Source organism: Mycobacterium montefiorense, assembly GCF_003112775.1.
Classification (GTDB): domain Bacteria; phylum Actinomycetota; class Actinomycetes; order Mycobacteriales; family Mycobacteriaceae; genus Mycobacterium; species Mycobacterium montefiorense.
The window spans coordinates 228,549-251,841 of record NZ_BFCH01000017.1 but is presented as its reverse complement, the minus strand read 5'-3'; the positions used below and the strand labels follow the sequence as shown (position 1 = coordinate 251,841).

The following is a 23,293-nucleotide window of genomic DNA, read 5'->3' as shown; positions in this document are numbered from 1 at the left end:
CCAACTACGTCGTCATGTGCATAGATTCCATTGCTCGTCCGCGGCCCGCGCTCTTGCGGTGACGCAGCCCGCTTTGAGCGTCCCAAGCGATGCGTCGTGATAATCCGATGATCCGAAATTAGCTGTCACGGACAGATTGTCGTCTCCAAACGAGGTCTGCTGGACCAGATGATCGTCGGTCAGCCAGGCGAATCGGGTCAGCGGCTCGACCCCCGCGGTTGATGCTAACGGGGCGAAGAATTGCTGCAACCTGGCTAGCTGCAAGCCCTCCGCGTTCAAAGTCGCCATGTCGAGGGCGTAGATCAACGGCGTGACGTACAGCATCGAGAGAAGCGTGCGGGTTGGTTGTTCAGCGGGGAACTTGTTGAAGGGCAGCTCCCATCGGTCCAGGCTCACCACTGAGTCGTGTAACACCGCTTCATACAATGGAATCCGATATTTTGGATCGAACAAGACAGTATGAAGTGTGGGAGTCAGGTCAACCTTGCGCAGGAAGATGTCCGCGCCGTTTGGCCCGGCGTAGCCTCCCCAGTATTGGCGATCACGTTCCGCATCCCACAGTGGAGCCAGTGCCGGCGTACTAGATCCGTGGCTGAAGTCGACCACGTCATTTGCCCACGGCTCTGCGGCCTCTGAACCGACCACGAACCGCTCCCCGAGTTCTCGCATCCGCGCCAAGCGATTTCGCCGATCCTGCTCTTGGCTCATCGGGTGGACGACGCTGTAGTCGTCGAAGGTCGCCCCCGTGGCATCGACATCCAGGAAGTAGCTGTTGACTCCATTTGATGTCATCGTCGCCACCCGTTGTTCGAGCACGCTTGGCCGCTGTTTCAACGCTTGCGAACTCAGATAGCACCCGCGATTGTGAAAACCCATTTGGCGGTTGCCCTTTTCGTCGATGATGCAGCCGTTAGGCCACAAATCACCGGGCCATATCGATAGTGGGCTGTCGGCCCGGACGGAATCTTGGGCGTTGGCATAGCTGTCGTAGGGACCGACGAGGTATCCCGCTGATTTGGCGGCCGTTACCGAGTCCGCGGGCCACAGGCCATCGTCGTAGCCGAGCCACATCCGGTCAACGCCAAGGGCCTGCAGCTTCTCGATGGCCGCTTTCGATCGCGCTTCACCGAAACTGTAGGCGTGGTAGGCACCGATGAGTTTGGCGACATCAGGGTTCCTCGAGATCTTGTCGCGGAGCGTGGTGAGCGCGTTGTTGCCCTGCAACAGCTCGCGGTAGTCATAGGCGCCGGCCAAAGGGGAACCGTCAGTTTCCCGAATCATGACGGTGTATCCGCCGCGACCTTTGGCAACGACGAACTTATGCGTGGCAGTTCCCACGATGCGCCCGGCTACAGCGGTGAAGTGCAGTGTAGTGCCGATGTCTGTTGGGACAAGATAACTTTCCCCCACCGACCCGTGACCGAAACTCCACAGCGGCAGTGAAAGGTCAGGCACGTTGAATCCCTCGCCGCCGGCCAATCGTGGCGCGGGTCCAGTCCAGAACGGATCAGCGGCGGGGATGTCGAGGCCATCACCGATCAGGATCTGCAAGTCGGACATCCCCGCCCCGGTGACGGGCCAAGCCAGTGTCTGGTCGGTACGAGTGGCCAGATCAAACACCACACGGCCGCCTCTCGCGGCAACCTGAACCTCAAGGTCGAGCTTCGGGTAAGACCAATGGGCACCAGCCGAATTCACGATGACGGGAGTCGGCTCACCCAGCGACGATTGTGCCGCGTCAGACAGCAATACCTGCCCGCGCACGCTGAGGTCGGTGGTATCAATCGTGATCGGATGGTCAGGCAGATTGACGGTGACCGTGCGGCCGTGGGCTTGAACCGCATCCAGATGCCGCTCCGCAACGTCACTGCAACCAGCGGCGACCATGCTGATCACCGTTACCAGCGCGAGTATTCGCCACGATGACGTCACAAGTCGACGCCGGCGACCATTGCGCTTGGCATAGATACGACGACAAGACTATTCATTATCGTCTCCCTTGCTGCGGCGTACGACTGACGCTGTGCGTGCATATCAGGGCCCGACGACATCGCCGGCACCGAGGACGCGGGTGGCCACGGATCGAGAACTGCAGCCGATGCCGACGACCCAGCGATCATATATCACGCTGTTGTGGATATACGGCACCATCTTTTTAAGGGATGGATGTACCCGCCGCATCTTGGCCGGCCCACCATCACCGTGGCCGCTCTGGAATCAGCGGATCCTGACGATTTAGGTCGCCTCTGCGGGGCTCCCGGTATTCTCACGGTGCATCAGCTGTTCGCGCCTGATCCAATTCCGCCGCGATGGCGATGGCCGGCGCCTGGTGGTGACACTTTTGTCGATCTCAGGGTTCCTGAGGTCGCGGATTCGCCCCGACTTCCAGCCTTCCCAACTGCTTTCGCCGTCTTCTTGGTTCAAGCCACCCATGCTCGGCGAGGAGAGGATCTTCACGTCAGCGCCGATCCCCAGGGCATTGCGCACCCGATCCCGAACCCTGGCCTCGAGCCGCTCGTGATCGGCGTCACCGTGAGCCTGGAGCCGGATTTCGAGGTGATCTTGGGCGTTGCGGGTACAGACGTCCAGGACGTATCCGGTGATACGCCCCGCGTCGACGAGGACTGCATTTTCGATCTCGGCGGCAGTCCGTTGCTGCCCCGCCAGGCAGACCCTGGCGCTGACCCGGCCAAGAATATCGATGGCCATTCGGTCGGATCGGCCGTCGTACGCGACCGACACGAGGTCTCCGGTTCGATACCGAATCAGTGGTCTGATACCAGGGATCAGTGAGGTCAAGCACAATTCTCCGGTGCCTTGAAGCCCAAGCGACCGTTCGGTATCGGGGTCGAGGACTTCAAAGAGATAGTTGGGAGCGACGGTAGCCAGCGCCCCCGTCGCGGTTGCGACCGCGACTGCCCCGACCTCTGCAGGTCCGTACAGAAAGTTGTAGACGGTGGAATCCCAGGCTTGGCCCAGCAACGCCTTCAGCCCGTCAGAACAGGACTCGCCCGTGGCAAGTACACATCTGATGTCGAGGTCGTGGCGGACGTCGACCCCGTAGCGTTGACTCAACTCCGCCCATCCCATCAGCATCGACGGGGAGCCCAGCAGCATGTTGACGCCGAGGTCAAGCAGCACCTGAAAGAATCGATCAAAGCCCACGGTCGGCGATAGCGGAAAGATGTCGAGCCTGGTAATACCGGCATGTTTGGCCGCGTAAGCAATAGTGCTGCATGTCGGATGCAGTTCGTTGGGAACGACCACGGCAAGTATGGGTTTCTGGCCGTCCGCGAAGTGATGGTCGGCTATGGCGCGCAGGCCGTGCGCCACCGGACGATAATTCAGGTCGAAATCGATTTCGGCCTTGGGACACGGCGTTGGGTGTTCGGTGTTTCCCATTGTCTCGAAGTAGAACTGGGCGTCGCCAATCGGTCCGCAGAGCATGTCGAACCGCGCATCGCGAACGTCGTCGTGAGTGGTGAGCGGCAGCATGGCGAGGTTGTCCAACGTCAGAGTTGAGGCCCGAGCCCAGGCCAATTGGTCGGCATAGAAGCGAGAATGCCGCTGGACGTGGTCAACCACCGCACGCAGCGATGTGGTCTGCCATTGGTGAAGTTCGTTGGCCGTAAGGCTGCCACTCAGCCACCGATCGAGAGTCCTAGACCATCTGCGGATGTCCATTGCTTGCAAAGACCTGCCTGCTCGTGCGTTCGATACCATATATTTTAATCTCGATTATATATGTTCTCGGTTGGGCCGCAGGTTATCACCCCACGCCGGGCGGGCTTACGGCCGCGGTACGAGCGGTTGCACGGCCTGAAGTTTCGCTAGTCTGCGCGACGGCCGGTCTAGCGAGTGGGCACGCCAGGCTTGTCAGCGCGGGCATCTGGGCATCGGCGGCCTTCTTCGGATTATTGTTGACGCACAGGGAGATCCATGATCTGTGAGTCCACCGCTACGCTCACCAGCGAGAGCTGAGCCTATTTCAGGAATCGTTCGACATAGGGAGCGAACCGTTCGCGCAGAGCACTCTCCTGTAACCCGAACATTTCGAACGACGTCTCGACATTTCCCAACCGGCCGCGCTGGTGGCCCGCCAGGTAGTCGGCGATCGGTTTACGCGCTTCGTCGGTGAACGATTCGCCGGCCAGAGCGTAGACCCGCTCGGCAACACCGAGTTCGTCGCCCATGAAGTCGTTGAACCGGACGTCGATCGAGCGCTGCGGACCGATCGCGTCACGGTCGCGGACAAGTGCGGTGAGCATCTGATCGAGGCGGTCGATCCAGGAGCCGGCGATCTGTTCCACCGGGACCGGCGAGCGGTGCATGCGCGCGGAGTAGGTGATCATTGCGATCATCGACAGCGCCACCGGCACCGGATCCCGGTGGGTGAACACGACGATGCTGTCGGGAAATACCCGGTCCAGCACCAGCACCTGCTCGAGATGCTGTGGCGACTTGAGCAGCCAGCGCTGTCCCCCGCGTAGGAACTGCATCGCCTTGAGTTGAGTGGCGAGGTACTCGTAGTGCGGCGTCTGGTCGTGCGCCCGGTAGTAGTCGCGCCAGCGCGGCACGTCGGCCAGCGTCTCGAAAAGCATCGTGGACATGTCGTTGGCCAGCAGCTGGATCTCTTCGTGCACGTGATCGGTGGTCATCTCGTGCATCAGCGGGAAATGCGGCATCACCATGTCGACGACACTGACCGCGACATCCATCCGCGCCCGGCGCGGATCAGGTTGAACGCCAACTTCATTCGGCAACGGGAACGGCTCGTTGCTTTCCCAGTACGGCATGGTGCGGAAGGTGGGCGGCGCGGCCAGCAGGTTGTGCAGGTGTGTAGTGCCGGTGCGGGGCAGCCCGGCGATCACCACCGGCGAGCGCAGTTCGATGTCGTTGATCTCGGGATGCCGACTGAGCAGGTCGGTCAGCAGCAGCCGGTTCTTGAGCAGCTGCAGCAGTTGCCCGTAGAAGTTCACCACCCCGGCGTCGTGCAGCCCGTCGATCTCGCGCAGTGCGGCGAGATAGACGCCGAGGCGTTCCCGATAGTCGTCGGGCCCGAAGTCATGCAGGCCGGTGTCGGCGCTGGCCTGTGCATGCAGCGCATCGGCATCCAACGAGCATTGCGGGGCCAGCATGGCCATCATGTCGAGGATCTGCTGGCCCTCGGCACTGAATTGAGGCTGGGTCAGGTCGTCAAGGCGAACTGAGCGAACGGCGTCGGTCACGGCGACTTATGTTACTCTGAGTTTCGTAATGGTAGTGGATTTTGGTCGACCCCGTGACCCGCGTATCGACGGTGCCGTGTTACGCGCCACCGTCGAGCTGCTCGCCGAAACCGGTTACCCCGGGCTGTTGGTCTCCGCCATCGCCGAGCGAGCCGGCACCAGCAAGCCCGCGATCTATCGCCGCTGGCCCAACAAGGCGCACCTGGTGCACGAGGCGGTGTTCCCGATCGGCGCCGCGACAGAGATTCCTGACATCGGGTCGCTACCCGAGGATTTGCGCGAAATGGTTTGTCGTTCAATGGCTTTCCTGACGACACCGGCCGCCAGGGCGGCACTGCCCGGCCTGGTCGGCGAGATGGCAGCCGATCCCACGCTGCATTCGGCGCTGCTGGAACGGTTCGCCGGCGTGATCGGTGGTGGCATCGCCGAGTTGCTGGCCCGGGCTGCGGCCCGCGGCGAGGTCTCCCCTGACGTGACTGCTGCCGAACTCACCGAAGCCATCGCCGGCATCACCCTGATCGGCCTGCTCACCCGCCCGGACGAACTCAATGACGCCTGGGTGGACCGCACCACCACGTTGCTCCTGAAAGGAATCAGCGCATGACGCACGAATCGACGGCCGCGTGGAAAGAGTTGCTGGCCACCATCGGCGACCTCGACCGCAACTTCACCGAGGGTGACCGCGCGGTCACCGACGACCGCCACGTCGCCGACGGCTACCGCATGCTGGCCACTACCTTGGGCGTCGCCTTTGACACCTATCTGTTCCCGGAGCCCGGTCGCCCGCAGTTCGTCGCGGTCAACACCCCGTTCCGTCGCGATCGCCGGTGGGGCGGCGACAACACCGACGCGTATTACTTCATCTGCCCGGTCAATGAGAAGCGCCGGTATCGCATCAGCGGCAATAAGGGCGACAGCGTGTACTTCTCGGTGACCGCGTACAACGAACCCTCCCCGGGTGCCTGGTCAGATCGGATCGTGGCGATCGTTCGCGACACCGATCTGGACATCGACGCCGACGGCAACTTCTCCTTCGACTTCCCGGCGACGGCCGATGCGGTGGTGCTGATGACCCGCGACTATCAGGCCGACCCGCTGACCGGTCGCCCGGTGACGTGGCAGATCGAGGCGCTCGATGAGCCTGAACCAATCCGGCATGGCGACGCCGAGACCGCGGCCAGCCTGCGTGCGGCCGCCGCCTGGATGCGCACCATGGGCGCCATCGTGCCGCTGCCGGTCGGAGACCGGGTCGACGACCATCACGGGCTGGGTCACGAAACTGCCCACGCCGCAAATCAATTCGCCGATCCCTATCAGGTTCCCGACGCCAACTTCGGCTGGTCGGCGCGCGACGCGTGCTATGCCTACGGCAGTTTCGTGCTCGACGACGACGAGGCGCTGGTCATTACGCATCGGCCGCCGTCCTGCCGGTTCTGGAATCTAGTGGTGTGGAACCAATTCATGGCCACCTATGGTGACGAGAGTGCGCGCTCTTCCCTCAACAACCACAGCGCCGCACTCAACAGCGACGGCTCGGTGACGATCGTGTTGTCCAACGGGACGACCGCGCATCCGAATTCACTGACGACGCTGGGCTATCCGCTTGGCAACCTGGCGTTCCGGTGGTTCCTGTCCGACGGCGTGCCGCAGCGCCCCGAGGCGCGACTCGTCAAGGTCGCCGACGCACCGACGGCGGTGAGCTAGACCTCGCGGACCAGTTCGATCGCGCGGCCCAGCGTCTCCAGCTTGGCTGCTACGGTGTCGCCGGCGGGGTAGAGCCGCACGGTGTTGACGCCGGCGTCGCGCCATACCGCCAGCCGCGCACGCACCATCTGCTCGGTCCCGATCAGCGTGGTGCCCAACACCATGTCGTCGGTCACCAGCTGTGCGGCGCCGTCGCGGTCGCCGGCCTGCCAGCGCTCGCGCACCGCAGCAGCGGCCTCGGCCCAGCCCTGACGGCTGTAGGCCTGGTTGTAGAAGTTCGTGCTCGACGAGCCCATACCGCCGAGGCTGAAGGCGAGTTCGGTCTTACGGCCGGCGATCATGGTGTTCAGTTCGCTTTCGTCAGCCGCGAACGCCACCTCGGCGCCCTGACAGATGTCGATATCCGCGCGGGTGCGACCGGAGGCCGCAAGACCGGCGTCGAGATGAGCGAAGTACGCCTCGTCGGCACCCTCTGGAACGAAGCTGGTGCCCAGCCAGCCGTCGGCGATCTCCCCGGTCAACCGCAGCATCGCCGGCGAGAGTGTGGCCAGGTAGATCGGAATGGCGTGCTGCGGCGCGTTCGATACCCGCATCGGCACCGCCTCACCCGGGCGGGGGATCTGAAACTCCTTGCCGGAATAGGAGATCTTCCCCCCGGCGAACACCTGCCGCGCGATGTCGACGGTTTCTCTGGTGCGGGCCAGCGGCCTGCGGAACGAGACGCCGTGCAGGCCCTCGATCACCTGGGGCCCCGAGGCGCCCAGCCCGAGCAGGAATCGCCCGTTCGAAAGGTTGGACAGCGTGATCGCGGTCTGCGCCAGCAGCACCGGCGACCGGGTGCCAACCTGAAGAATGCCGGAGCCGAGCAGCATCTTGTCGGTACGCGCCGCGAGGTAGCCCAGCGCCGAGGGTGCGTCCGCACCCCACGCCTCGGCGACCCAACACACATCGAGCCCCAGCTTTTCCGCCTCGACGGCCAGCGTCACCACCTGGGCGACTTCCGCACTGCCGCCGGACAACTCGACCGTCGTCGCGGTACGCATCAGCGCACCCCGTGTTCGGCCAGCCTCTTGATTGCTGCCAGGGTTTTGCCGATCGCCGTCTCGAACTCGCGCATCCGGACGAAGACGATCTTTTCTTCTTTGTCCGGCATCGAGTCGATCGCCGCCGACAGCCCCGAGCGCCCCGGTCCCATCTGCATCCAGAAGCTGAGGCTGGTGCCGCCATCACGGGGTTCCAGCCGGAACCGCCAGGTCGAGGACGGGTGGTCGGCATCACCGACCGCCCAGGCGAATTCCTTCGGCTGTTCGCAGGCGACGATGTGCGAGGTGGTGCTCCATTCGCCGAACGCGTCGTGCTGGTTGTGTCCGACGAAGCGGGCACCGACCTTGGGGCGATCGGCACCGCCGACCCACTGGACGGACTGCAACTCGTTGCTGAACGTCGGCATCAGTTTGATATCCGAGATCAGGTTCCAGACCCGGGGGGGATCGGCGTCGATCCACATCGAGACTTCCACCGTCGGCTTATCCGCATAACGTGCACCGGTCCACTCCACGCAGCCCATTGTCCCCTACCCGGGGCGGGACTCAGGCGGCGACGGGTTCCCGGTCAGCTGGCTTGTCGGCCTTGTTCCTCGGCAACAACGACGCCAGCTTGCCCGGGTCCGGGAACGTCAGCTTGACGATCTTGCGCACCACCGTGCCGAACTGCTGCAACAGCGGGCCCTTGTTATAGGGAATCCCGTAGCGCTCGCAGATCTCCTGCACTTCGGCCGTGATCTCCGAGTACCGTCGGGCCGGCATGTCGGGGAACAGGTGGTGTTCGATCTGGTGCGACAGATTGCCCGACAGCAGATGGAAGATCCGGCCCCCGGTCAGGTTGGCCGAACCCAGCACCTGGCGGAAATACCACTGGCCGCGGGACTCGTCCTTGGTCTCGTCGATGGTGAATTCCTGAGTGCCGTCCGGGAAGTGGCCGCAGAAGATGATCATGTAGGACCACACGTTGCGCATCAGGTTGGCCGTCATATTGCCGGTGAAGACGAACGGCGCGAACGGTCCGGCCAGTAGCGGGAACGCGACGTAGTCTTTGAGCGTCTGGCGCTTGGTCTTTTTCCAGATCGCCTTCAACACGTCCCGCTTGTCACGCAGCCGGATCTCACCGGAGCGGATGCGCTCGGTTTCCAGTTCGTGCAGCGCGACGCCGTATTGGAACAGCACCATCAGCAGGAACGCATAGACGGGATTGCCCAGGTAGTAGGGGTGCCAGCGCTGGTCCTCGCTCATCCGGATGATGCCGTAGCCGATGTCGCGGTCCAATCCCACGATGTTGGTGTGGGTGTGGTGCATGTAATTGTGCGAGTGCCGCCATTGGTCGGCCGGGCACGCCGTGTCCCACTCGAATGAGCGGCCGGAGATGTTCGGGTCGCGCATCCAGTCGTACTGGCCATGCATGATGTTGTGACCGATCTCCATGTTGTCCAGGATTTTCGCCACGCCGAGCATCGCGGTTCCCAACAGCCAGGCCGGCGGCAGGAACAGCAGCGCTCGTCCTCCGATTTCCAGCGCACGCTGGGCTTTGATGACGCGGCGGATGTAGTCGGCGTCTACTTCGCCGAGATCAGCCATCACGCGGTCTCTGATGGCGTCGAGTTCACGGCCGAACGCGTCGGCCTGCTCGGGGGTAAGGGTGATCTTGTCGTTTGACATAGCTCCTCCTGCTAAGGGTTGTGGGCTTACAGGGCGAGATCGACGTCCCCGACGGGGACGGATACGCAGATCTGGATGTCTTCGTCAGGGGCGGTCGAGACCGCGCCGGTGGTCAGGCTGCGCACGGTGCCGGAGACCTTCCGGCGCGTGCATGTGTGGCAGATGCCCATCCGGCATCCGTTCTCCGGCGTCAGGCCGGCCGATTCCGCCTGCTCCAGCAGTGAGCGGCCGTCGTCAATAACGTCAACTCCGCTGTCCGCGAAGGCAATTCGTCCGCCCGACGCATTTTCCGACGCCGTGATCACCGGCGGCACAAAGCTCTCCGTGTGCACGTTGTCGCAGTGCTCGCGCACAGCCTCAACCAAAGCGGTTGGGCCGCAGACGAATACCGCGTCCGGTGCCGGCATGGCGGCTGCCAGATGCTGCGGCCCGAAACGTCCTTCGAGGTCGCCCGAACCCGAACGGGTGAACCCGTATAGCACCCGCACCCCGGGTATCGCGCTTAGCTCATCGCGGTAGCAGGCCTCTACGGGCGTGCGGGCGTAGTGGACGAACGCGATCTCCCCCTCGTGACCCTCGGCGACCAGGGTGCGCAGCATCGCCATGACGGGCGTGATGCCGCTGCCGCCGGACACCAGCAGGATCCGGCGCGGCCGTTGTTCCGGCAGGACAAAGTCGCCGCCGGCACCGGCCAGGCCGACCACCATGCCGTGGCGAGCCTGCTCGTACAGATAGTTCGACACCAGCCCGCCGTCGTGGCGGCCGATCGTCAACTCGAGGGTCGTGCTGCCTTCAACGTTGGCCGGTGAATAGCAGCGGGTGCGCCGGCGGCCGTCGATGTCGAGAGTGACGTTGACGTATTGACCGGCTCTGACGGCGTGGGTGGACGCGAAGCTCTCGTTCGGAGCGAGGGTGAGGGTGAGGCTGCGCGGCGTGGTGCGGCGCACGTCGACGACCTTGGCGCGGGCATCGCCGCGCGTCCAGGTGGGCGCGACCAGCTCGGTGTAGCGGTCGACGCCGTGCGGGCCGGTGAGCAGGTCAACCAGGTCGGAACCGAGGATTCGGTCCCGGAGAGTCTTGGCGAAGCTACGACGCGAGGTCTGACTTCTTTGAGTGAACATATGTACACCGTGCGACCGCATGGTGCAGCTAGTCAAGGGTTTCCCCAGCTCTGTGGTAGGGTTCACACAGTGAACGGTCGTACTCCTAGCTCACGGCCGCACCGATCTAGCCGCGAACGCTCCCGAGAAAGTCCGTCACGTGAAGAGCGCAAAGAGGCGACTCGGCACGCCATCATCGCCGCAGCACTCAAGCTGCTGGGAGACCGCAGCTTTTCCAGCCTGAGCTTGCGCGAGGTGACCCGCGAGGTCGGGATCGTGCCGGCAGCTTTCTATCGGCACTTCGAGTCGATGGAGGCCCTCGGGCTCGTCCTCATTGACGAATCCTTTCGCGCCCTGCGCGACGCCCGCGCCGGCAAGCTCGACCCGAACCGGGTGATCGAGTCGTCCGTCGAAATCCTGATCGCCAGCGTTGCAGACCGGCGCGAGCATTGGCGTCTGATCGGCCGCGAACGCAACAGCGGCCTGTCCGTGCTGCGCTATGCGATCCGCACCGAGATCAGGCTGATCACGTCCGAGCTGGCCACCGATCTGGCCCGCTTCCCGGGGCTGCACGAGTGGAGCACCGAAGACCTCAACGTGCTGGCGTCCCTGTTCGTCAACGCGATGATCCTGATCGCCGAGGCGATCGAGGACACCCAGACCGCCGAGGCGATGGAGGACATCCGACGTCTCGCGGTCAAACAGCTGCGCATGATCGCCGTCGGTATCGCCGGCTGGCAAAGCAGCCCCTGACCTCTAGCGGGGTTCCCGCCACATCGCCCACAGCGGCGGACCGCCGTTCGGTAGCGGGACCTCTTGGGTGACCGTAAAACCGAAACGCATGTAGTACGGCACGTTGTCCGGCTTACTCGACTCGAGATACGCCGGACAGTGCTCGGCGTCGCAGCGGTCCAGCCGCGACCGCATCAACGCCTGCCCGTAGCCCTGGCCGCGCACCGACGGGTCGCTGCCGATCGCGGCCAGATACCAGTGCGGTTCCTCGGGATGTATGCGCTTCATCATTTCCTGAATGCCGCGCGCCATCCCCGTCTGCAAGCCGAACACCCGCCAGAAGGCTGGCGTCATCGCCAACTGCGCCCAACGGGATTCCTGCCACTGATTCGGCGGATCCCACAGCGCGGCCGCGCCGATGCGGGACCCGTCGTGGGCCACCTCGACACCACCGAGACGCAGATGGTGGTGGCGGGTCATGGCCGCGAACATGCGGAAGAGATTCCTAGTCCGCGTCATACTCTCGGGAAATATCCAGGCCATCACCGGATCGTCGAAGAAGGCCGCGCTCAAGGTGGCCGATAGCTCGCGCACGTCGGCTTTGCGCGCGGCACGTGCCTGGGGAGCCATTACTTCAGGCTAGTGCTAAACCACCCGCCTCAGAACGAAGAACCCCGGAACATCATGGCAAAGCCCGTTACCGCCGCGATGGCGCCCAGGGCGTAGACGAAGATCGAAAGCCACAGCATGCCGATCGTCGACGCGAGCCAGCACAGCAGCACTGCGCCGCACATCAGGCACACGCTGTAAAGCGGTGTGCGGTGTGGATGATCACTCCTGGCCATCTGTTGTCAATTCCCATTCGCATCCCAGGTAAAACTGCCCCGCGGTGGGGTGTAGTCGGGGGGTACTTTAGTGCGATGAGGGGACTTTCACGGCGAGCCTTCGGGCAGATCGCGACCGGCGTGGGCGTGCTCGGCGCCGGTGCATTGGCCGACGGGTGTGCCCGCGAGCATCACGGCGCGCCCGCCAATCCGCCGCCTACGACCAAGGGCGTGGGAATCACCTTGTCGCACGAGCAATTTCGCACCGACCAGCTGGTGGCCCAAGCTCAGGCGGCCGAAAAGGCCGGGTTTCAATACGTCTGGGCCAGCGACCATATTCAACCGTGGCAGGACAACGAGGGCCACTCGATGTTCCCGTGGCTGACGCTGGCTCTGGTGGGCAGTAGCACCAGCCACATCGCCTTCGGCAGCGGCGTTACCTGTCCGACCTACCGCTATCACCCCGCGACGGTGGCGCAGGCCTTTGCCTCGCTGGCGATGCTGAGTCCGGGCCGGGTGTTCCTGGGGGTTGGCACCGGTGAACGGCTCAACGAGCAGGCCACCACCAACACGTGGGGCAAATACGCCGAGCGTCACGACCGCCTGGTTGAGGCGATCCAACTGATTCGCCAGCTGTGGAGTGGTCAACGAATCTCGTTCGCGGGCCGCTATTTTCAGACCAACTCCCTGAGACTCTACGACTTACCACAGGCCCCGCCGCCTATCTTCGTCGCGGCCAGCGGACCCAAAAGCGCAAGGCTGGCAGGGCAATACGGCGACGGTTGGATCACCCAATCCCGCGATCTCGTCAACCCGAAGCTGCTGGCCGCGCTCAACGACGGCGCCCATGCTGCCGGGCGCGATCCCGCGACTCTGGGCAAGCGTGCCGAACTGTTCGCCATCGTCGGCGATGCCGAGGAGGCCGCGCGCACGGCGGCCTTGTGGCGCTTTACCGCCGGGGCGGTCGATCAGCCCAATCCGGTCGAGATTCAGCGCGCCGCCGAGTCGAATCCGATCGACAAGGTGATCGCCAACTGGACGGTCGGCACCGATGCCGGCACGCACATCACCGCCGTGCAATGGGTTCTCGATGGTGGCGCCATCCCGTTTCTGCACTTCCCGCAGGGCGACCCCATCGCCGCCATCAACTTCTATCGCGACTACGTGCTACCTAAGCTGCACTAGAGCGCCCAACCTACGATGAGGTAGCTCCTCTAACGATGCCGGTGCGACGATGCGCCGGGGAATGGTTGGCCACGGTGTGGGACTTCGAAACGGACCCGGAATACCAGGCGAAGCTGGACTGGGCCGAAAAATTCATGGTCGACGAGCTGGAACCGCTCGATCTGGTCGCCCTTGATCCGTACGACAAGCAGAACGCCGAGATGATGGGCATCCTGCGGCCGTTGCAACAGCAGGTGAAGGACCAAGGCCTGTGGGCAGCCCATTTGGGGTCCGAGCTCGGCGGTCAGGGCTTCGGCCAGGTCAAGCTGGCGCTGCTCAACGAAATCCTCGGCCGCTCCCGCTGGGCGCCGTCGGTGTTCGGCTGCCAGGCGCCGGATTCCGGCAACGCCGAGATCCTTGCGCTGTTCGGCACCGACGAACAGAAGGCGCGCTACCTACAGCCACTGCTCGACGGCGAGATCTCCTCCTGCTATTCGATGACCGAACCACAGGGTGGTTCCGATCCGGGGATGTTCGTGACAAGCGCGACCCGCGACGGAGACGACTGGGTCATCAACGGGGAGAAGTGGTTTTCCAGCAACGCCAAGCACGCGTCGTTCTTCATCGTGATGGCGGTGACCAAGCCCGACGCGCGTACGTACGACAAGATGTCGCTGTTCATCGTCCCGGGCGAGACTCCGGGCATCGAGATCATTCGTAACGTCGCGGTAGGCGGCGAGTCAGGCAAGCACGGCTCGCACGGGTACGTCCGCTACAACGATGTGCGCGTGCCGGCCGACCATGTGCTGGGCGGTGAAGGTTCGGCATTCATGATTGCGCAGACCCGCCTCGGCGGTGGCCGCATCCATCACGCGATGCGAACGATTGCGCTGGCGCGCAAGGCTTTTGACATGATGTGCGAGCGCGCGGTGTCGCGCAAGACCAGGCAGGGCCATCTCTCCGACTTCCAGATGACGCAGGAGAAGATCGCCGACAGTTGGATCCAGATCGAGCAGTTCCGGCTGCTGGTGCTGCGCACCGCGTGGCTGATCGACAAGCATCACGACTACCAGAAGGTGCGTCGCGACATCGCGGCCGTGAAAGTCGCGATGCCCCAGGTGCTGCACGACGTCGCGCAGCGGGCCCTGCACCTGCACGGCGCTCTCGGCGTCTCCGACGAGATGCCCTTTGTGAAAATGCTCGTTGCCGCCGAGTCGCTTGGTATCGCCGACGGCGCTACCGAGCTGCACAAGATGACGGTGGCCCGCCGGACGTTGCGTGAATACACGCCTGTGACAACGCCTTTCCCGTCGGCGCACATACCGACTCGGCGCGCGGAAGCCGAGGCCCGGTTAGCGCAACGGCTGGAGCACTCGATCGCCGAGTTCTGACAGCGTCAGGAAACGTAGCGAACGATCATCTCGGCCACACAGGCCGGCTTCGGGGACCCGTCGATCTCGACGGTGGTGGACACCGTGGCCTGCACCGCACCGTTGCCCACGTCTTCGACGCCGACCAGCGAAGTCGTCGCACGCACCTTGGAGCCGACGGGCACGGGCGACGGGAACCGAACCTTGTTCAGGCCGTAGTTGATTGCCAGCTTGATGCCCTTGACGGTGTATATCTCGTGTTGCAGCCGCGGCAGCAGCGCCAGGGTCATGAAGCCGTGCGCGATGGTCTTGCCGAAGGGGCCGGCCGCCGCCCGCTCCGGGTCGACATGGATCCATTGGTGATCGCCGGTCGCGTCGGCGAAGAGGTTGACGTCTTCCTGAGTGATGGTCACCCAGTCGCTTTGACCAATTGTCTCGCCCGCGGCGGCGGCGAGATCGGCTACTGACTCGAAGGTGCGCATGCTTTCTCCTCTGCTCGCGGGTAAGCATAGAACTTGTGAGGCTGCTGTTGATTGCCGATACCCACGTCCCGACGCGGGCCCGCGATCTGCCCGCGCGGGTGTGGGCGGAAGTCGCGCGGGCAGATGTCGTCATCCACGCCGGTGACTGGATAGCGCTTGAGTTACTCGACGAACTGGAATCCAGGGCCGCGCGGCTGATCGCGTGCTGGGGAAACAACGACGGACCCCAGCTGCGGGCGCGACTGCCGGAGCGAGCGGACGTGACGTTGGGCGGCGTGCGCTTCACGGTCGTGCACGAGACCGGCGCCTCGGCCGGTCGCGAAGCCCGGATGTCGCGGCTGTACCCGGACAGCGAGGTGCTGGTTTTCGGGCACAGTCACATCCCGTGGGATACCACGACACCCAGCGGCTTGCGTCTGCTCAACCCGGGCTCTCCGACGGATCGCCGCCGCCAACCGTTCTGCAGCTACATGACGACCAGCGTCGATCACGGCAAAGTGACCGACGTCATGCTGCACCACCTCGACAAGTAGCCCAGGTAAAGGCCCTACACAGCCGGCACACATGCATAGCTCGTAAACAGAGCTATATATGCAAGCTGTGAACGCAGGTACCGACCGAGCCGCCGACGCATTCGGCGCCGTGGGCCGATTCCGCCGCCAGTTGCGCAGGTCAGTCGATCGGGGCTTCGACTCCAGCCGGTTCACCGAGTCGCAGTCAGAACTGTTATGGCTGGTCGGCCGGCGGCCCGGGATCTCGGTCCGCGCCGCGGCAGGCGAACTCGGGCTGGTTCCCAACACCGCCTCGACGATGGTCTCCAAGCTGGTGGCCAACGGCTTGCTGGTCCGGACCGTCGACCAAACAGACCGGCGCGCCTGCCAACTACGGCTGGCCGAACCCACCCAGCAGATCGTCGACGCGTCGCGGGCCGCCCGGCGCGCGCTGCTTTCCGAGCTGCTGGACGAACTGAACGATGACCAAATCGATTCTCTGGCAAAAGGGTTGGAGGTCCTTGACATGGTCGCCCGCAGATTACAGGAGAGATGACTATGACGAAGTTTCCGATAGCGATCGACTGCCGGCACCTAACATTCCGCTACGGCCAGTTCACCGCGGTCGACGATCTGACGTTGCAAGTACGGCCCGGCGAAACGCTGGGTCTACTCGGGCCCAACGGCGCGGGAAAAACGACGCTGGTGCGGATGCTCACCACGCTGACCCCGGCGCAGCACGGCGAATTGCGCATCTTCGGGCTGGACTCCCGGCGCCAGAAGATCGATATCCGCAGCAATATCGGTTATGTCCCACAACAGCTTTCGATCGAGCCCGCGCTGACCGGCCGGCAGAATGTGGCATGGTTCGCCCGGCTCTACGGCGTACCACGTAGCGAGCGCACCGACCGCGTCGAGCAGGCACTGGGCGCCATGGAGTTGCTTGACGTGGCCGACCGGCTGGCGGGCACCTACTCCGGCGGCATGGTGCGCCGGCTCGAGGTGGCCCAGGCACTGGTGAACCGCCCGTCGCTGCTGGTACTCGACGAGCCGACCGTCGGGCTGGACCCGATCGCCCGCGACGGCGTGTGGTCGCAGGTGCAGAGCATGCAGGCCCAGTTCGGCATGACCGTGCTGCTGACCACTCACTACATGGAGGAAGCCGACGCGTTGTGCGATCGAGTCGCGCTGATGCATCACGGCAAATTGCGCGCCGTGGGCACTCCCACCGAGCTGAAGAACCAGGTATCCAATGTGTCGCCCGGCGCCACACTCGAGGACGTATTCCGTCACTATGCATCCTCGGACCTGCGTAGCGCCACATCTTCCGAATCGTCGGACTTCCGCGAAATCCGTTCCAGCAGAAAGGTTGCCAGTCGTGCAAGTTGATCACACCCGCGAAGCCCCGGCAGCCACGCTGGTACGCGCACCGCGCGGATGGCAGCGAGTCGGCGCAACGTTGCGCCGCATCGGCGCCTTCGCGATCGTCGAACTGCAGAAGCTGCAGCACGACCGCACCGAGCTTGTCACCCGGATGGTGCAGCCGGCGCTGTGGCTGCTGATCTTCGGTACGACGTTCAGCAAGTTGCACGTCATCAACACCGGATCGGTGTCGTATCTGGCCTTTCTGGCGCCTGGCATCATCGCGCAGTCGGCGCTGTTCATCTCGATTTTCTATGGCATACAGATCATTTGGGATCGCGATGCCGGCGTGCTGGCCAAACTGATGGTGACACCGGCTCCCGCGTCGGCGCTGATCACCGGCAAGGCTTTCGCAGCCGGGGTGCGCTCGGTCGCCCAGGTTGTCGGCGTCATGGCGCTGGCGTATCTGATGCGGGTCGGCCTGACCGTCAACCCGCTGCGAATCCTGGCCGCCATGGCCACGGTGATGCTCGGCGCCGCGTTCTTCGCCTGCCTGTCGATGACGTTGGCCGGGCTGGTCCGCAATCGCGATCGACTGATGGGTATCGGCCAAGCCATCACGATGCCATTGTTCTTCGCCTCGAACGCGCTGTACCCAGTCGACGTGATGCCCTCGTGGCTGCATGTGCTGAGCACCGTCAACCCGCTGAGCTACGAGGTCGATGCCCTGCGTGCGCTGTTGATCGGCACGCCGTTGAACCCGCTTGACATTGTCGTGCTGCTCGCGGCGGCCTTGATCGGAATCGCCACGGCCTCAACGGTTCTGCGTCGCCTGGTCACCTAGGTCATGGTGGGGATGCGATAGCGTATGTGCTGTCGCATGGCAAGAGGGCCGCATGGTTCCGAGAGTCAATCGTGACCCGACCGAGACGATTCCTGGCTGACTCGCAATCGTTAGCTAACCGCGATCTGCCGCTCCGGCCATGACAAGCGATTCAAATTCCACGTTTGTGTTTCACTCCCCGAGAACAGATTCCACCGCGAATGCGGCAGATGAAAGTTGGGATGGGTAAGAGCTATGACATTCGTTGAGAAGTTGTGTGGCGCTGCGGCAACCATGCCGCGCCGACTGGCTATCGCGGTTGTAGGCGCTGCCCTGTTGTCCGGTCTGGTCGCTGTTGTCGGCGGCTCGGCGACTGCGGGGGCGTTCTCCAAGCCGGGTCTTCCAGTGGAAACCCTGCAGATTCCATCACCGTCGATGGGCCGCAATATCAAGGTGCAGTTCCAGGGCGGCGGACCGCACGCGGTCTACCTGCTGGACGGTCTGCGGGCACAGGATGACTACAACGGCTGGGACATCAACACCGCAGCCTTCGAGGAGTTCTACCAGTCCGGCATTTCGGTGATCATGCCCGTCGGTGGTCAGTCGAGCTTCTACAGCAACTGGTATCAGCCGTCGGCAAGCAACGGCCAGAACTACACCTACAAGTGGGAGACCTTCCTCACCCAGGAGATGCCCAACTGGCTGCAGGCCAACAAGCAGGTTTCACCGTTCGGCAACGCCGCGGTGGGACTGTCGATGTCGGGTGGCTCCGCGATGATCCTGGCCGCGTACTACCCGCAGCAGTTCCCCTACGCCGCGTCGCTGTCGGGCTTCCTCAACCCGTCCGACGGCTGGTGGCCGACGCTGATCGGCTTGGCGATGAGCGATGCGGGCGGCTACAGCGCCAGCAGCATGTGGGGTCAGTCCACCGACCCGGCGTGGAAGCGCAACGACCCGATGCTCCAGATCCCGCGGCTGGTCGCCAACAACACCCGGGTCTGGGTCTACTGCGGCAACGGCACACCGAGCGACCTCGGCGGCGACAACATGCCGGCGAAGTTCCTCGAAGGTCTCACGCTGCGTACCAACCAGCAGTTCCAGAACACCTATGCGGCCGCAGGCGGACGCAACGGCGTGTTCAACTTCCCGGCCAACGGAACGCACTCGTGGCCGTACTGGAACCAACAGCTGATGGCGATGAAGCCCGACATGCTGCAGGTGCTCAACTCGCCCACTGCTCCCGCCGCCCCTCCGGAAGCCCCTCCCGCCGGCTGATACACCAACAAAAGCATCGGCAGCAGTGCCCGGTTAGGGCCTGCTGCCGATGCTTTTTATTCCTTCGCGCGCTTTTTGCTCAGCTCGTCCTGGCGGTCCTGGTGGAAGTAGGTGTAGACGGTCGTCAGAGCGCACACGGCGGTGGCGACCACCAGCATCGCGGTGCCGTTGACGACCGAGCCGATGAAGCCGCCCAGCGTGGCGCCCAGGACGATGCTGGAGAACAGCAGCAGGTAACCCAGCCAGTCGGCAGCCTGCCCACCGGCGATGTGGCGTTCGAAGCCCTGGCCCATCTTGACCAGCGTGCCGGTGATATAGCTCAAGGGCACCGACACCTCGCCGTCCTTGACGAAGGAGGTGTTCAACGCGCCGATTCCGAAGGCCATCAACGCGATCGGCGGGAAATCGACATCACTTTCGCTCCATCCCTCGTCGATAACGTCGAGCGCGGTGGCCGCCATCAGACTGAAGGTGGTCAGCACGGTGGGTCCGTGCGGGTGCGCCACCCAGAAATGCCGCCGGCATAGCGACGCGATCACCACACCGGCAACGAAGGACAGGATCAGCAGCATCGCAGCTACGGAAGGCCACACCTCGCCGCGGAACAACCCGAGCGGGGCACGTTGGGCGTTGCCCGTCATGAAGGTCACGAAATACCCGGCGGAATGGAGAAAGGAGATCGCACCGAGCACACCCGCCAGCGCCCCCAACACCCAGGACAGCCGTGTTTCGCTGTTGAAAATTTTATTCGCCACGGCAACCATGCAAGCAGAGGCCGTCGACGCGCGCAGGATCGCATAGGAGACGCATATGTCGGGCCTGCCCGACGGGGGTGATCAGCCGCCGGCCAGCCGGGCGATGGACCGCAGCGGGATCGGCAGCCAACTGGGCCGGTGCCGCGCCTCGTAGCCGGCCTCGTACACCGCCTTGTCCAGTTCGTAGGCTGCCAGCAATTGCGCCGAATCCCGTGGATCGGTCTCGGACGCGGCCGCATAACCGTCGCAGAAGGCGGTGCGATTGCGTTCGGCCCACTCCCGGGCGCGCGCGGCCAGCTGCTTGTCACCCTCGTGATCCACCAGCGGCCCGTAGGCCGCGTACTCGAACGACCGCAACACGCCGGCCACGTCGCGCAGTGCCGAGTCGGGGGCCCGTCGCTCCTCGAGCGGCTGGCCGGGTTCGCCCTCGAAGTCGATCAGCAACCAGCTTTCCGGAGTGCGCAGCACCTGTCCTAGGTGCAGGTCACCGTGTACTCGCTGGACGGTGATCGTCTCGCCGGCCAGCTTGCCGAAGCGCTCTTCGATCGTCGCCGCGTGCTCCTTCAGCTCGGGAACCAGCGCCGCGGTCGACGCCAGCCGGGCCAGCACGTTGTCGACCGGGAAGGTGGACTGTGCGGTGCCGAGGGATTCGGCGAGGGTGGCGTGCACCGACGCGACGGCCTCACCGAGCCGGTAGGACTCACCGGCGAAATCACCACCGACCTCGTGGGCGTACAGGTCACCCTCGGCGAACAGGTCTCGCACGCTGGCCGTGGCCATGGCCCAGCCTTCGGCGGCGTTGGCCTCGAACTCGGTAACCATGCCCAACGGCCACGCCGTGTCCTGTGCGCCGTCGGCTCCGGCGATCTCGTAGGTGCCGAACAGCCGGGCCACGTTGGGGTTGCCGGCGCGGCCGAGCACCCGATTCAGCTCGATGTCGGGGTTGATGCCGCTGGTAACCCGGCGAAAGACCTTGAAGATGGCGTCCCGATCGAAGATCACGCTGGTGTTGGACTGCTCAGCGTCGGCGACCCGCGGCCACGCCTCGAGCGGCAGCCTGACGTCGGGCTCCTTGCGGAACACCACTTCGGTGCCAACGGACCCGCGGGCCTCGGACGCATCGATCAGCGACAGCAGGAACCTCGGGCCATCCATTCCATACAGCGCGTCGTAGCCGGTGTGGTCGCCGACCGCGCCAATGGTGGCCACGGTGTTGTATTCGGTGACCGGCTCGGCATCCCAGCCGACCAGCACCTGATAGCGCTCCGACGGCCCCCTCGAGTACCTGGCGTCGACGAGGACCAATTCGAGGTTGTCGCGCAGCGGAACGACCAGCGCGGGCTCGGCGCCGGTAAGTTCGCGATTGCGCCCGGCATACCAGCGTTGCTGTGGCAGCCATTCGGTCCACGGCAGCTTGGCTGACTGGTTCATGCCTTCTCCTCCGATGCGCACAGCTGGAACCAGTAGAACCCATGTCCTGGGAGTGTCAGCAAATAGGGCAGGTGTCCGATGCGGGGGAACTCCACCTGCCCGGTGAGCTCGATCGGCGTGTGGCCGCTCCAATGTTGCAGGTTCAGCTCGATCGGCTGGGGGAAGCGCGACAGGTTGTTGACGCACAGCACGATGTCGCCGTCGGCGGGTGATTCGCGCAGAAAGGCCAGCACCGATGGGTTTGTGCCGCCGAGTTCCTCGAACGATCCGATCGCGAAGGCGTCGTGGCGGCGGCGCACCGCCAGCATCATGCGGGTGAAGTTGAGCAGCGACGTCGAGGTGTCCCGCTGGGCTTCGACATTGACGGCCTGATACCCGTAGACCGAATCCTGACTGGGTGGCAAATACAGCCGGCCGGGATTGGCCTTGGAAAAGCCGGCGTTGCGGTCCGGCGTCCACTGCATCGGGGTGCGCACCCCGTCCCGGTCTCCTAGCCAGATGACATCGCCCATCCCGATTTCGTCGCCGTAGTACAGCACCGGCGAGCCGGGTAGCGAGAGCAGTAGCCCGGTGAACAGCTCGATCTGATTGCGGTCGTTGTCCAGCAGCGGTGCCAGCCGGCGCCGGATGCCGACGTTGGCCTTCATCCGAGGGTCCTTGGCGTACTCGGAGTACATGTAGTCGCGCTCTTCGTCGCTGACCATCTCCAGCGTCAGCTCGTCGTGGTTGCGCAGGAAGATCCCCCATTGCGCCATGTCCGGGATCTCGGGCGTCTGCGCGAGAATCTCCGAGATCGGGAATCGCGATTCGCGTCGCACCGCCATAAAGATGCGCGGCATCAGCGGGAAGTGAAACGCCATGTGGCACTCGTCGCCGCCGGTGCTGGCGTCGCCGAAGTACTCCACGACATCGGCCGGCCACTGATTGGCCTCGGCCAGCAGCACCCGGCCCGGAAACTCGTCGTCGACGACCTTACGGACCCGCCGCAGGAAGGCGTGCGTCTCGGGCAGGTTCTCGCAGTTGGTGCCCTCGCGCTCGAACAGGTACGGCACCGCGTCCAGCCGGAACCCGTCGATACCCAGGTCCAGCCAGAACCGCAGGACATCGATCATGGCCTCCTGCACGGCCGGGTTGTCGTAGTTCAGGTCCGGCTGATGCGAGAAGAACCGGTGCCAGTAGAACTGCTTGCGAACCGGGTCGAAGGTCCAGTTCGACTCCTCGGTGTCGATGAAGATGATCCGGGCGTCGGTGTACTTCTCGCTGGTGTCGCTCCACACGTAGAAGTCGCCATAGGGCCCATCGGGGTCGTGGCGCGACTCCTGGAACCAGGGATGCGACTCGGAGGTGTGGTTCATCACCAAATCAGTGATGACGCGAATTCCCCGCTCGTGGGCGGCGTCGAGCAACGCGACGAAATCCTCGACCGTGCCGAACTCGGGCAGCACCTTATAGAAGTCCCGGATGTCGTAGCCGCCGTCCCGCAGCGGCGAGTCGTAGAAAGGCGGAAGCCAAATGCAGTCAATTCCCAGCCACTGCAGATAGTCCAGGCGCTCCAGCAGCCCGCGCAGGTCACCGGACCCGTCCGCGTTGCCGTCCAGGAAAGCCCGGACCAGCACCTCGTAGAAGACCGCGTGTTTGAACCAAGTCGGATCGGCCGGCAACGCAGCCGCGTTCTCGAAGTCCTCCGCATTGGGGTGCTCGACTACACCCCCTTCGACGTGACTGCCCTCCGCGGGATCGTGCTCTGACTCCTTGTGCGAGGCGTCGTTTGCGTCGTTCATCAATTCCACGATGCCACGTGTACCCGAGGCGAGCCGATCGGAATCACACCGCTAATTTGC

23 protein-coding genes are annotated in these 23,293 nt (G+C 64.1%); 10 read left to right on the top strand and 13 right to left on the bottom strand.

The annotated features are described in order from the left end of the window. Positions 1-12: 12 nt before the first annotated feature. The 3 genes from DB708_RS11115 to DB708_RS11105 form a co-directional block, all read right to left on the bottom strand. Complete coding sequence (locus DB708_RS11115) at positions 13-1,887, bottom strand: glycoside hydrolase (RefSeq protein WP_133251002.1); 1,875 nt, start codon at positions 1,885-1,887, stop codon at positions 13-15. 348 nt (positions 1,888-2,235) lie between these two features. After that, positions 2,236-3,684 carry a phenylacetate--CoA ligase family protein gene (locus tag DB708_RS11110; protein ID WP_165839797.1) on the bottom strand — a complete coding sequence of 483 codons (1,449 nt, stop codon included), beginning with the start codon at positions 3,682-3,684 and terminating at the stop codon, positions 2,236-2,238. 299 nt (positions 3,685-3,983) lie between these two features. Then, a complete protein-coding gene (locus DB708_RS11105) occupies positions 3,984-5,228 on the bottom strand; it encodes a sulfotransferase family protein (RefSeq protein ID WP_108921976.1) in 1,245 nt (414 codons plus the stop codon). A gap of 28 nt (positions 5,229-5,256) precedes the next feature. On the opposite strand from DB708_RS11105, the gene DB708_RS11100 reads away from it, so the two are divergent. Beyond that, positions 5,257-5,832 (top strand): TetR/AcrR family transcriptional regulator, encoded by a 576-nt coding sequence (locus DB708_RS11100; protein ID WP_108921975.1) that lies wholly within the window; start codon positions 5,257-5,259, stop codon positions 5,830-5,832. Continuing rightward, positions 5,829-6,932, top strand: coding sequence for a DUF1214 domain-containing protein (locus DB708_RS11095; protein WP_108921974.1), 1,104 nt, complete (start codon positions 5,829-5,831; stop codon positions 6,930-6,932). Before DB708_RS11100 ends, DB708_RS11095 begins: the two co-directional genes overlap by 4 nt. On the opposite strand, the gene DB708_RS11090 is transcribed toward DB708_RS11095, so the two are convergent. Genes DB708_RS11090 through DB708_RS11075 form a run of 4 tightly spaced genes read right to left on the bottom strand, consistent with a single transcriptional unit; the run spans position 6,929 to position 10,764 of the window. Beyond that, a complete protein-coding gene (locus tag DB708_RS11090) occupies positions 6,929-7,975 on the bottom strand; it encodes an LLM class flavin-dependent oxidoreductase (RefSeq protein ID WP_108921973.1) in 1,047 nt (348 codons plus the stop codon). The two genes, DB708_RS11095 and DB708_RS11090, sit on opposite strands and share 4 nt — an antisense overlap. Further along, complete coding sequence (locus DB708_RS11085) at positions 7,975-8,499, bottom strand: SRPBCC family protein (protein WP_201263491.1); 525 nt, start codon at positions 8,497-8,499, stop codon at positions 7,975-7,977. The genes DB708_RS11090 and DB708_RS11085 overlap by 1 nt, the downstream gene beginning before the upstream one ends. Positions 8,500-8,521: 22 nt before the next feature. Further along, the gene (locus DB708_RS11080) at positions 8,522-9,643 is read right to left on the bottom strand and encodes a fatty acid desaturase family protein (protein ID WP_108921972.1); all 1,122 of its coding nucleotides are present in this window, start codon (positions 9,641-9,643) and stop codon (positions 8,522-8,524) included. A 26-nt stretch (positions 9,644-9,669) separates the two neighbouring features. Beyond that, a complete protein-coding gene (locus DB708_RS11075; RefSeq protein WP_108921971.1) occupies positions 9,670-10,764 on the bottom strand; it encodes a ferredoxin reductase in 1,095 nt (364 codons plus the stop codon). A gap of 69 nt (positions 10,765-10,833) precedes the next feature. Between DB708_RS11075 and DB708_RS11070 the strand changes: the two genes are divergently transcribed. Further along, positions 10,834-11,496: a TetR family transcriptional regulator gene (locus DB708_RS11070; protein WP_108921970.1), complete on the top strand. Its 663-nt coding sequence runs from the start codon at positions 10,834-10,836 to the stop codon at positions 11,494-11,496. 3 nt (positions 11,497-11,499) lie between these two features. Here the strand turns inward: DB708_RS11070 and DB708_RS11065 are convergent, their stop codons facing one another. Together DB708_RS11065 and DB708_RS11060 are read right to left on the bottom strand one after the other, a co-directional pair. After that, positions 11,500-12,105, bottom strand: a complete 606-nt coding sequence (locus tag DB708_RS11065) for a GNAT family N-acetyltransferase (RefSeq protein WP_108921969.1) — start codon at positions 12,103-12,105, stop codon at positions 11,500-11,502. A gap of 29 nt (positions 12,106-12,134) precedes the next feature. After that, positions 12,135-12,320: a hypothetical protein gene (locus tag DB708_RS11060; RefSeq protein ID WP_108921968.1), complete on the bottom strand. Its 186-nt coding sequence runs from the start codon at positions 12,318-12,320 to the stop codon at positions 12,135-12,137. A 75-nt stretch (positions 12,321-12,395) separates the two neighbouring features. Here DB708_RS11060 and DB708_RS11055 point away from each other — a divergent pair, with 75 nt between their 5' ends. After that, positions 12,396-13,484, top strand: coding sequence for a F420-dependent hydroxymycolic acid dehydrogenase (locus DB708_RS11055; RefSeq protein ID WP_108921967.1), 1,089 nt, complete (start codon positions 12,396-12,398; stop codon positions 13,482-13,484). Positions 13,485-13,558: 74 nt separating this feature from the next. After that, a complete protein-coding gene (locus tag DB708_RS11050) occupies positions 13,559-14,854 on the top strand; it encodes an acyl-CoA dehydrogenase family protein (protein WP_235616728.1) in 1,296 nt (431 codons plus the stop codon). A 5-nt stretch (positions 14,855-14,859) separates the two neighbouring features. On the opposite strand, the gene DB708_RS11045 is transcribed toward DB708_RS11050, so the two are convergent. After that, a complete protein-coding gene (locus tag DB708_RS11045; protein ID WP_108921965.1) occupies positions 14,860-15,315 on the bottom strand; it encodes a MaoC family dehydratase in 456 nt (151 codons plus the stop codon). 35 nt (positions 15,316-15,350) lie between these two features. Here DB708_RS11045 and DB708_RS11040 point away from each other — a divergent pair, with 35 nt between their 5' ends. The 5 genes from DB708_RS11040 to ag85C all read left to right on the top strand — a co-directional run bounded on the left by DB708_RS11040 (position 15,351) and on the right by ag85C (position 19,266). Further along, positions 15,351-15,848, top strand: a complete 498-nt coding sequence (locus DB708_RS11040; RefSeq protein ID WP_108921964.1) for a metallophosphoesterase family protein — start codon at positions 15,351-15,353, stop codon at positions 15,846-15,848. A gap of 58 nt (positions 15,849-15,906) precedes the next feature. Beyond that, a complete protein-coding gene (locus tag DB708_RS11035) occupies positions 15,907-16,362 on the top strand; it encodes a MarR family winged helix-turn-helix transcriptional regulator (RefSeq protein WP_108921963.1) in 456 nt (151 codons plus the stop codon). 2 nt (positions 16,363-16,364) lie between these two features. Beyond that, entirely contained in the window at positions 16,365-17,195 is an 831-nt protein-coding gene (locus DB708_RS11030; RefSeq protein WP_409347586.1) for an ATP-binding cassette domain-containing protein, read from the top strand. Beyond that, on the top strand, positions 17,185-18,012 hold the full coding sequence (locus DB708_RS11025) for an ABC transporter permease (RefSeq protein ID WP_108921961.1): 828 nt from the start codon (positions 17,185-17,187) through the stop codon (positions 18,010-18,012). Before DB708_RS11030 ends, DB708_RS11025 begins: the two co-directional genes overlap by 11 nt. Positions 18,013-18,246: 234 nt before the next feature. Beyond that, complete coding sequence (gene ag85C / locus DB708_RS11020) at positions 18,247-19,266, top strand: diacylglycerol acyltransferase/mycolyltransferase Ag85C (RefSeq protein ID WP_108921960.1); 1,020 nt, start codon at positions 18,247-18,249, stop codon at positions 19,264-19,266. Between the two features lie 56 nt (positions 19,267-19,322). On the opposite strand, the gene DB708_RS11015 is transcribed toward ag85C, so the two are convergent. The 3 genes from DB708_RS11015 to treS form a co-directional block, all read right to left on the bottom strand. Then, complete coding sequence (locus DB708_RS11015; protein WP_409347585.1) at positions 19,323-20,030, bottom strand: YoaK family protein; 708 nt, start codon at positions 20,028-20,030, stop codon at positions 19,323-19,325. Between the two features lie 72 nt (positions 20,031-20,102). Then, positions 20,103-21,452, bottom strand: coding sequence for a maltokinase N-terminal cap-like domain-containing protein (locus DB708_RS11010; protein WP_108921959.1), 1,350 nt, complete (start codon positions 21,450-21,452; stop codon positions 20,103-20,105). Continuing rightward, positions 21,449-23,233 carry a maltose alpha-D-glucosyltransferase gene (treS, locus tag DB708_RS11005; RefSeq protein WP_108922254.1) on the bottom strand — a complete coding sequence of 595 codons (1,785 nt, stop codon included), beginning with the start codon at positions 23,231-23,233 and terminating at the stop codon, positions 21,449-21,451. Before treS ends, DB708_RS11010 begins: the two co-directional genes overlap by 4 nt. Positions 23,234-23,293 lie beyond the last annotated feature (60 nt).

What these genes read in the sequence shown, in the direction of transcription:
- DB708_RS11095 (WP_108921974.1), top strand. Translation starts at nt 5,829, where the DNA reads ATGACGCACGAATCGACGGCCGCGTGGAAAGAGTTGCTGGCCACCATC.
- DB708_RS11080 (WP_108921972.1), bottom strand. Translation starts at nt 9,643, where the DNA reads ATGTCAAACGACAAGATCACCCTTACCCCCGAGCAGGCCGACGCGTTC.
- DB708_RS11030 (WP_409347586.1), top strand. Translation starts at nt 16,365, where the DNA reads ATGACGAAGTTTCCGATAGCGATCGACTGCCGGCACCTAACATTCCGC.
- DB708_RS11010 (WP_108921959.1), bottom strand. Translation starts at nt 21,452, where the DNA reads ATGAACCAGTCAGCCAAGCTGCCGTGGACCGAATGGCTGCCACAGCAA.
- ag85C (WP_108921960.1), top strand. Translation starts at nt 18,247, where the DNA reads ATGACATTCGTTGAGAAGTTGTGTGGCGCTGCGGCAACCATGCCGCGC.
- DB708_RS11060 (WP_108921968.1), bottom strand. Translation starts at nt 12,320, where the DNA reads ATGGCCAGGAGTGATCATCCACACCGCACACCGCTTTACAGCGTGTGC.
- DB708_RS11100 (WP_108921975.1), top strand. Translation starts at nt 5,257, where the DNA reads ATGGTAGTGGATTTTGGTCGACCCCGTGACCCGCGTATCGACGGTGCC.
- DB708_RS11055 (WP_108921967.1), top strand. Translation starts at nt 12,396, where the DNA reads ATGAGGGGACTTTCACGGCGAGCCTTCGGGCAGATCGCGACCGGCGTG.
- DB708_RS11065 (WP_108921969.1), bottom strand. Translation starts at nt 12,105, where the DNA reads ATGGCTCCCCAGGCACGTGCCGCGCGCAAAGCCGACGTGCGCGAGCTA.
- DB708_RS11045 (WP_108921965.1), bottom strand. Translation starts at nt 15,315, where the DNA reads ATGCGCACCTTCGAGTCAGTAGCCGATCTCGCCGCCGCCGCGGGCGAG.
- DB708_RS11115 (WP_133251002.1), bottom strand. Translation starts at nt 1,887, where the DNA reads ATGGTCGCCGCTGGTTGCAGTGACGTTGCGGAGCGGCATCTGGATGCG.
- DB708_RS11075 (WP_108921971.1), bottom strand. Translation starts at nt 10,764, where the DNA reads ATGTTCACTCAAAGAAGTCAGACCTCGCGTCGTAGCTTCGCCAAGACT.
- treS (WP_108922254.1), bottom strand. Translation starts at nt 23,233, where the DNA reads ATGAACGACGCAAACGACGCCTCGCACAAGGAGTCAGAGCACGATCCC.
- DB708_RS11015 (WP_409347585.1), bottom strand. Translation starts at nt 20,030, where the DNA reads ATGGTTGCCGTGGCGAATAAAATTTTCAACAGCGAAACACGGCTGTCC.
- DB708_RS11110 (WP_165839797.1), bottom strand. Translation starts at nt 3,684, where the DNA reads ATGGACATCCGCAGATGGTCTAGGACTCTCGATCGGTGGCTGAGTGGC.
- DB708_RS11035 (WP_108921963.1), top strand. Translation starts at nt 15,907, where the DNA reads ATGCAAGCTGTGAACGCAGGTACCGACCGAGCCGCCGACGCATTCGGC.
- DB708_RS11090 (WP_108921973.1), bottom strand. Translation starts at nt 7,975, where the DNA reads ATGCGTACCGCGACGACGGTCGAGTTGTCCGGCGGCAGTGCGGAAGTC.
- DB708_RS11085 (WP_201263491.1), bottom strand. Translation starts at nt 8,499, where the DNA reads ATGGGCTGCGTGGAGTGGACCGGTGCACGTTATGCGGATAAGCCGACG.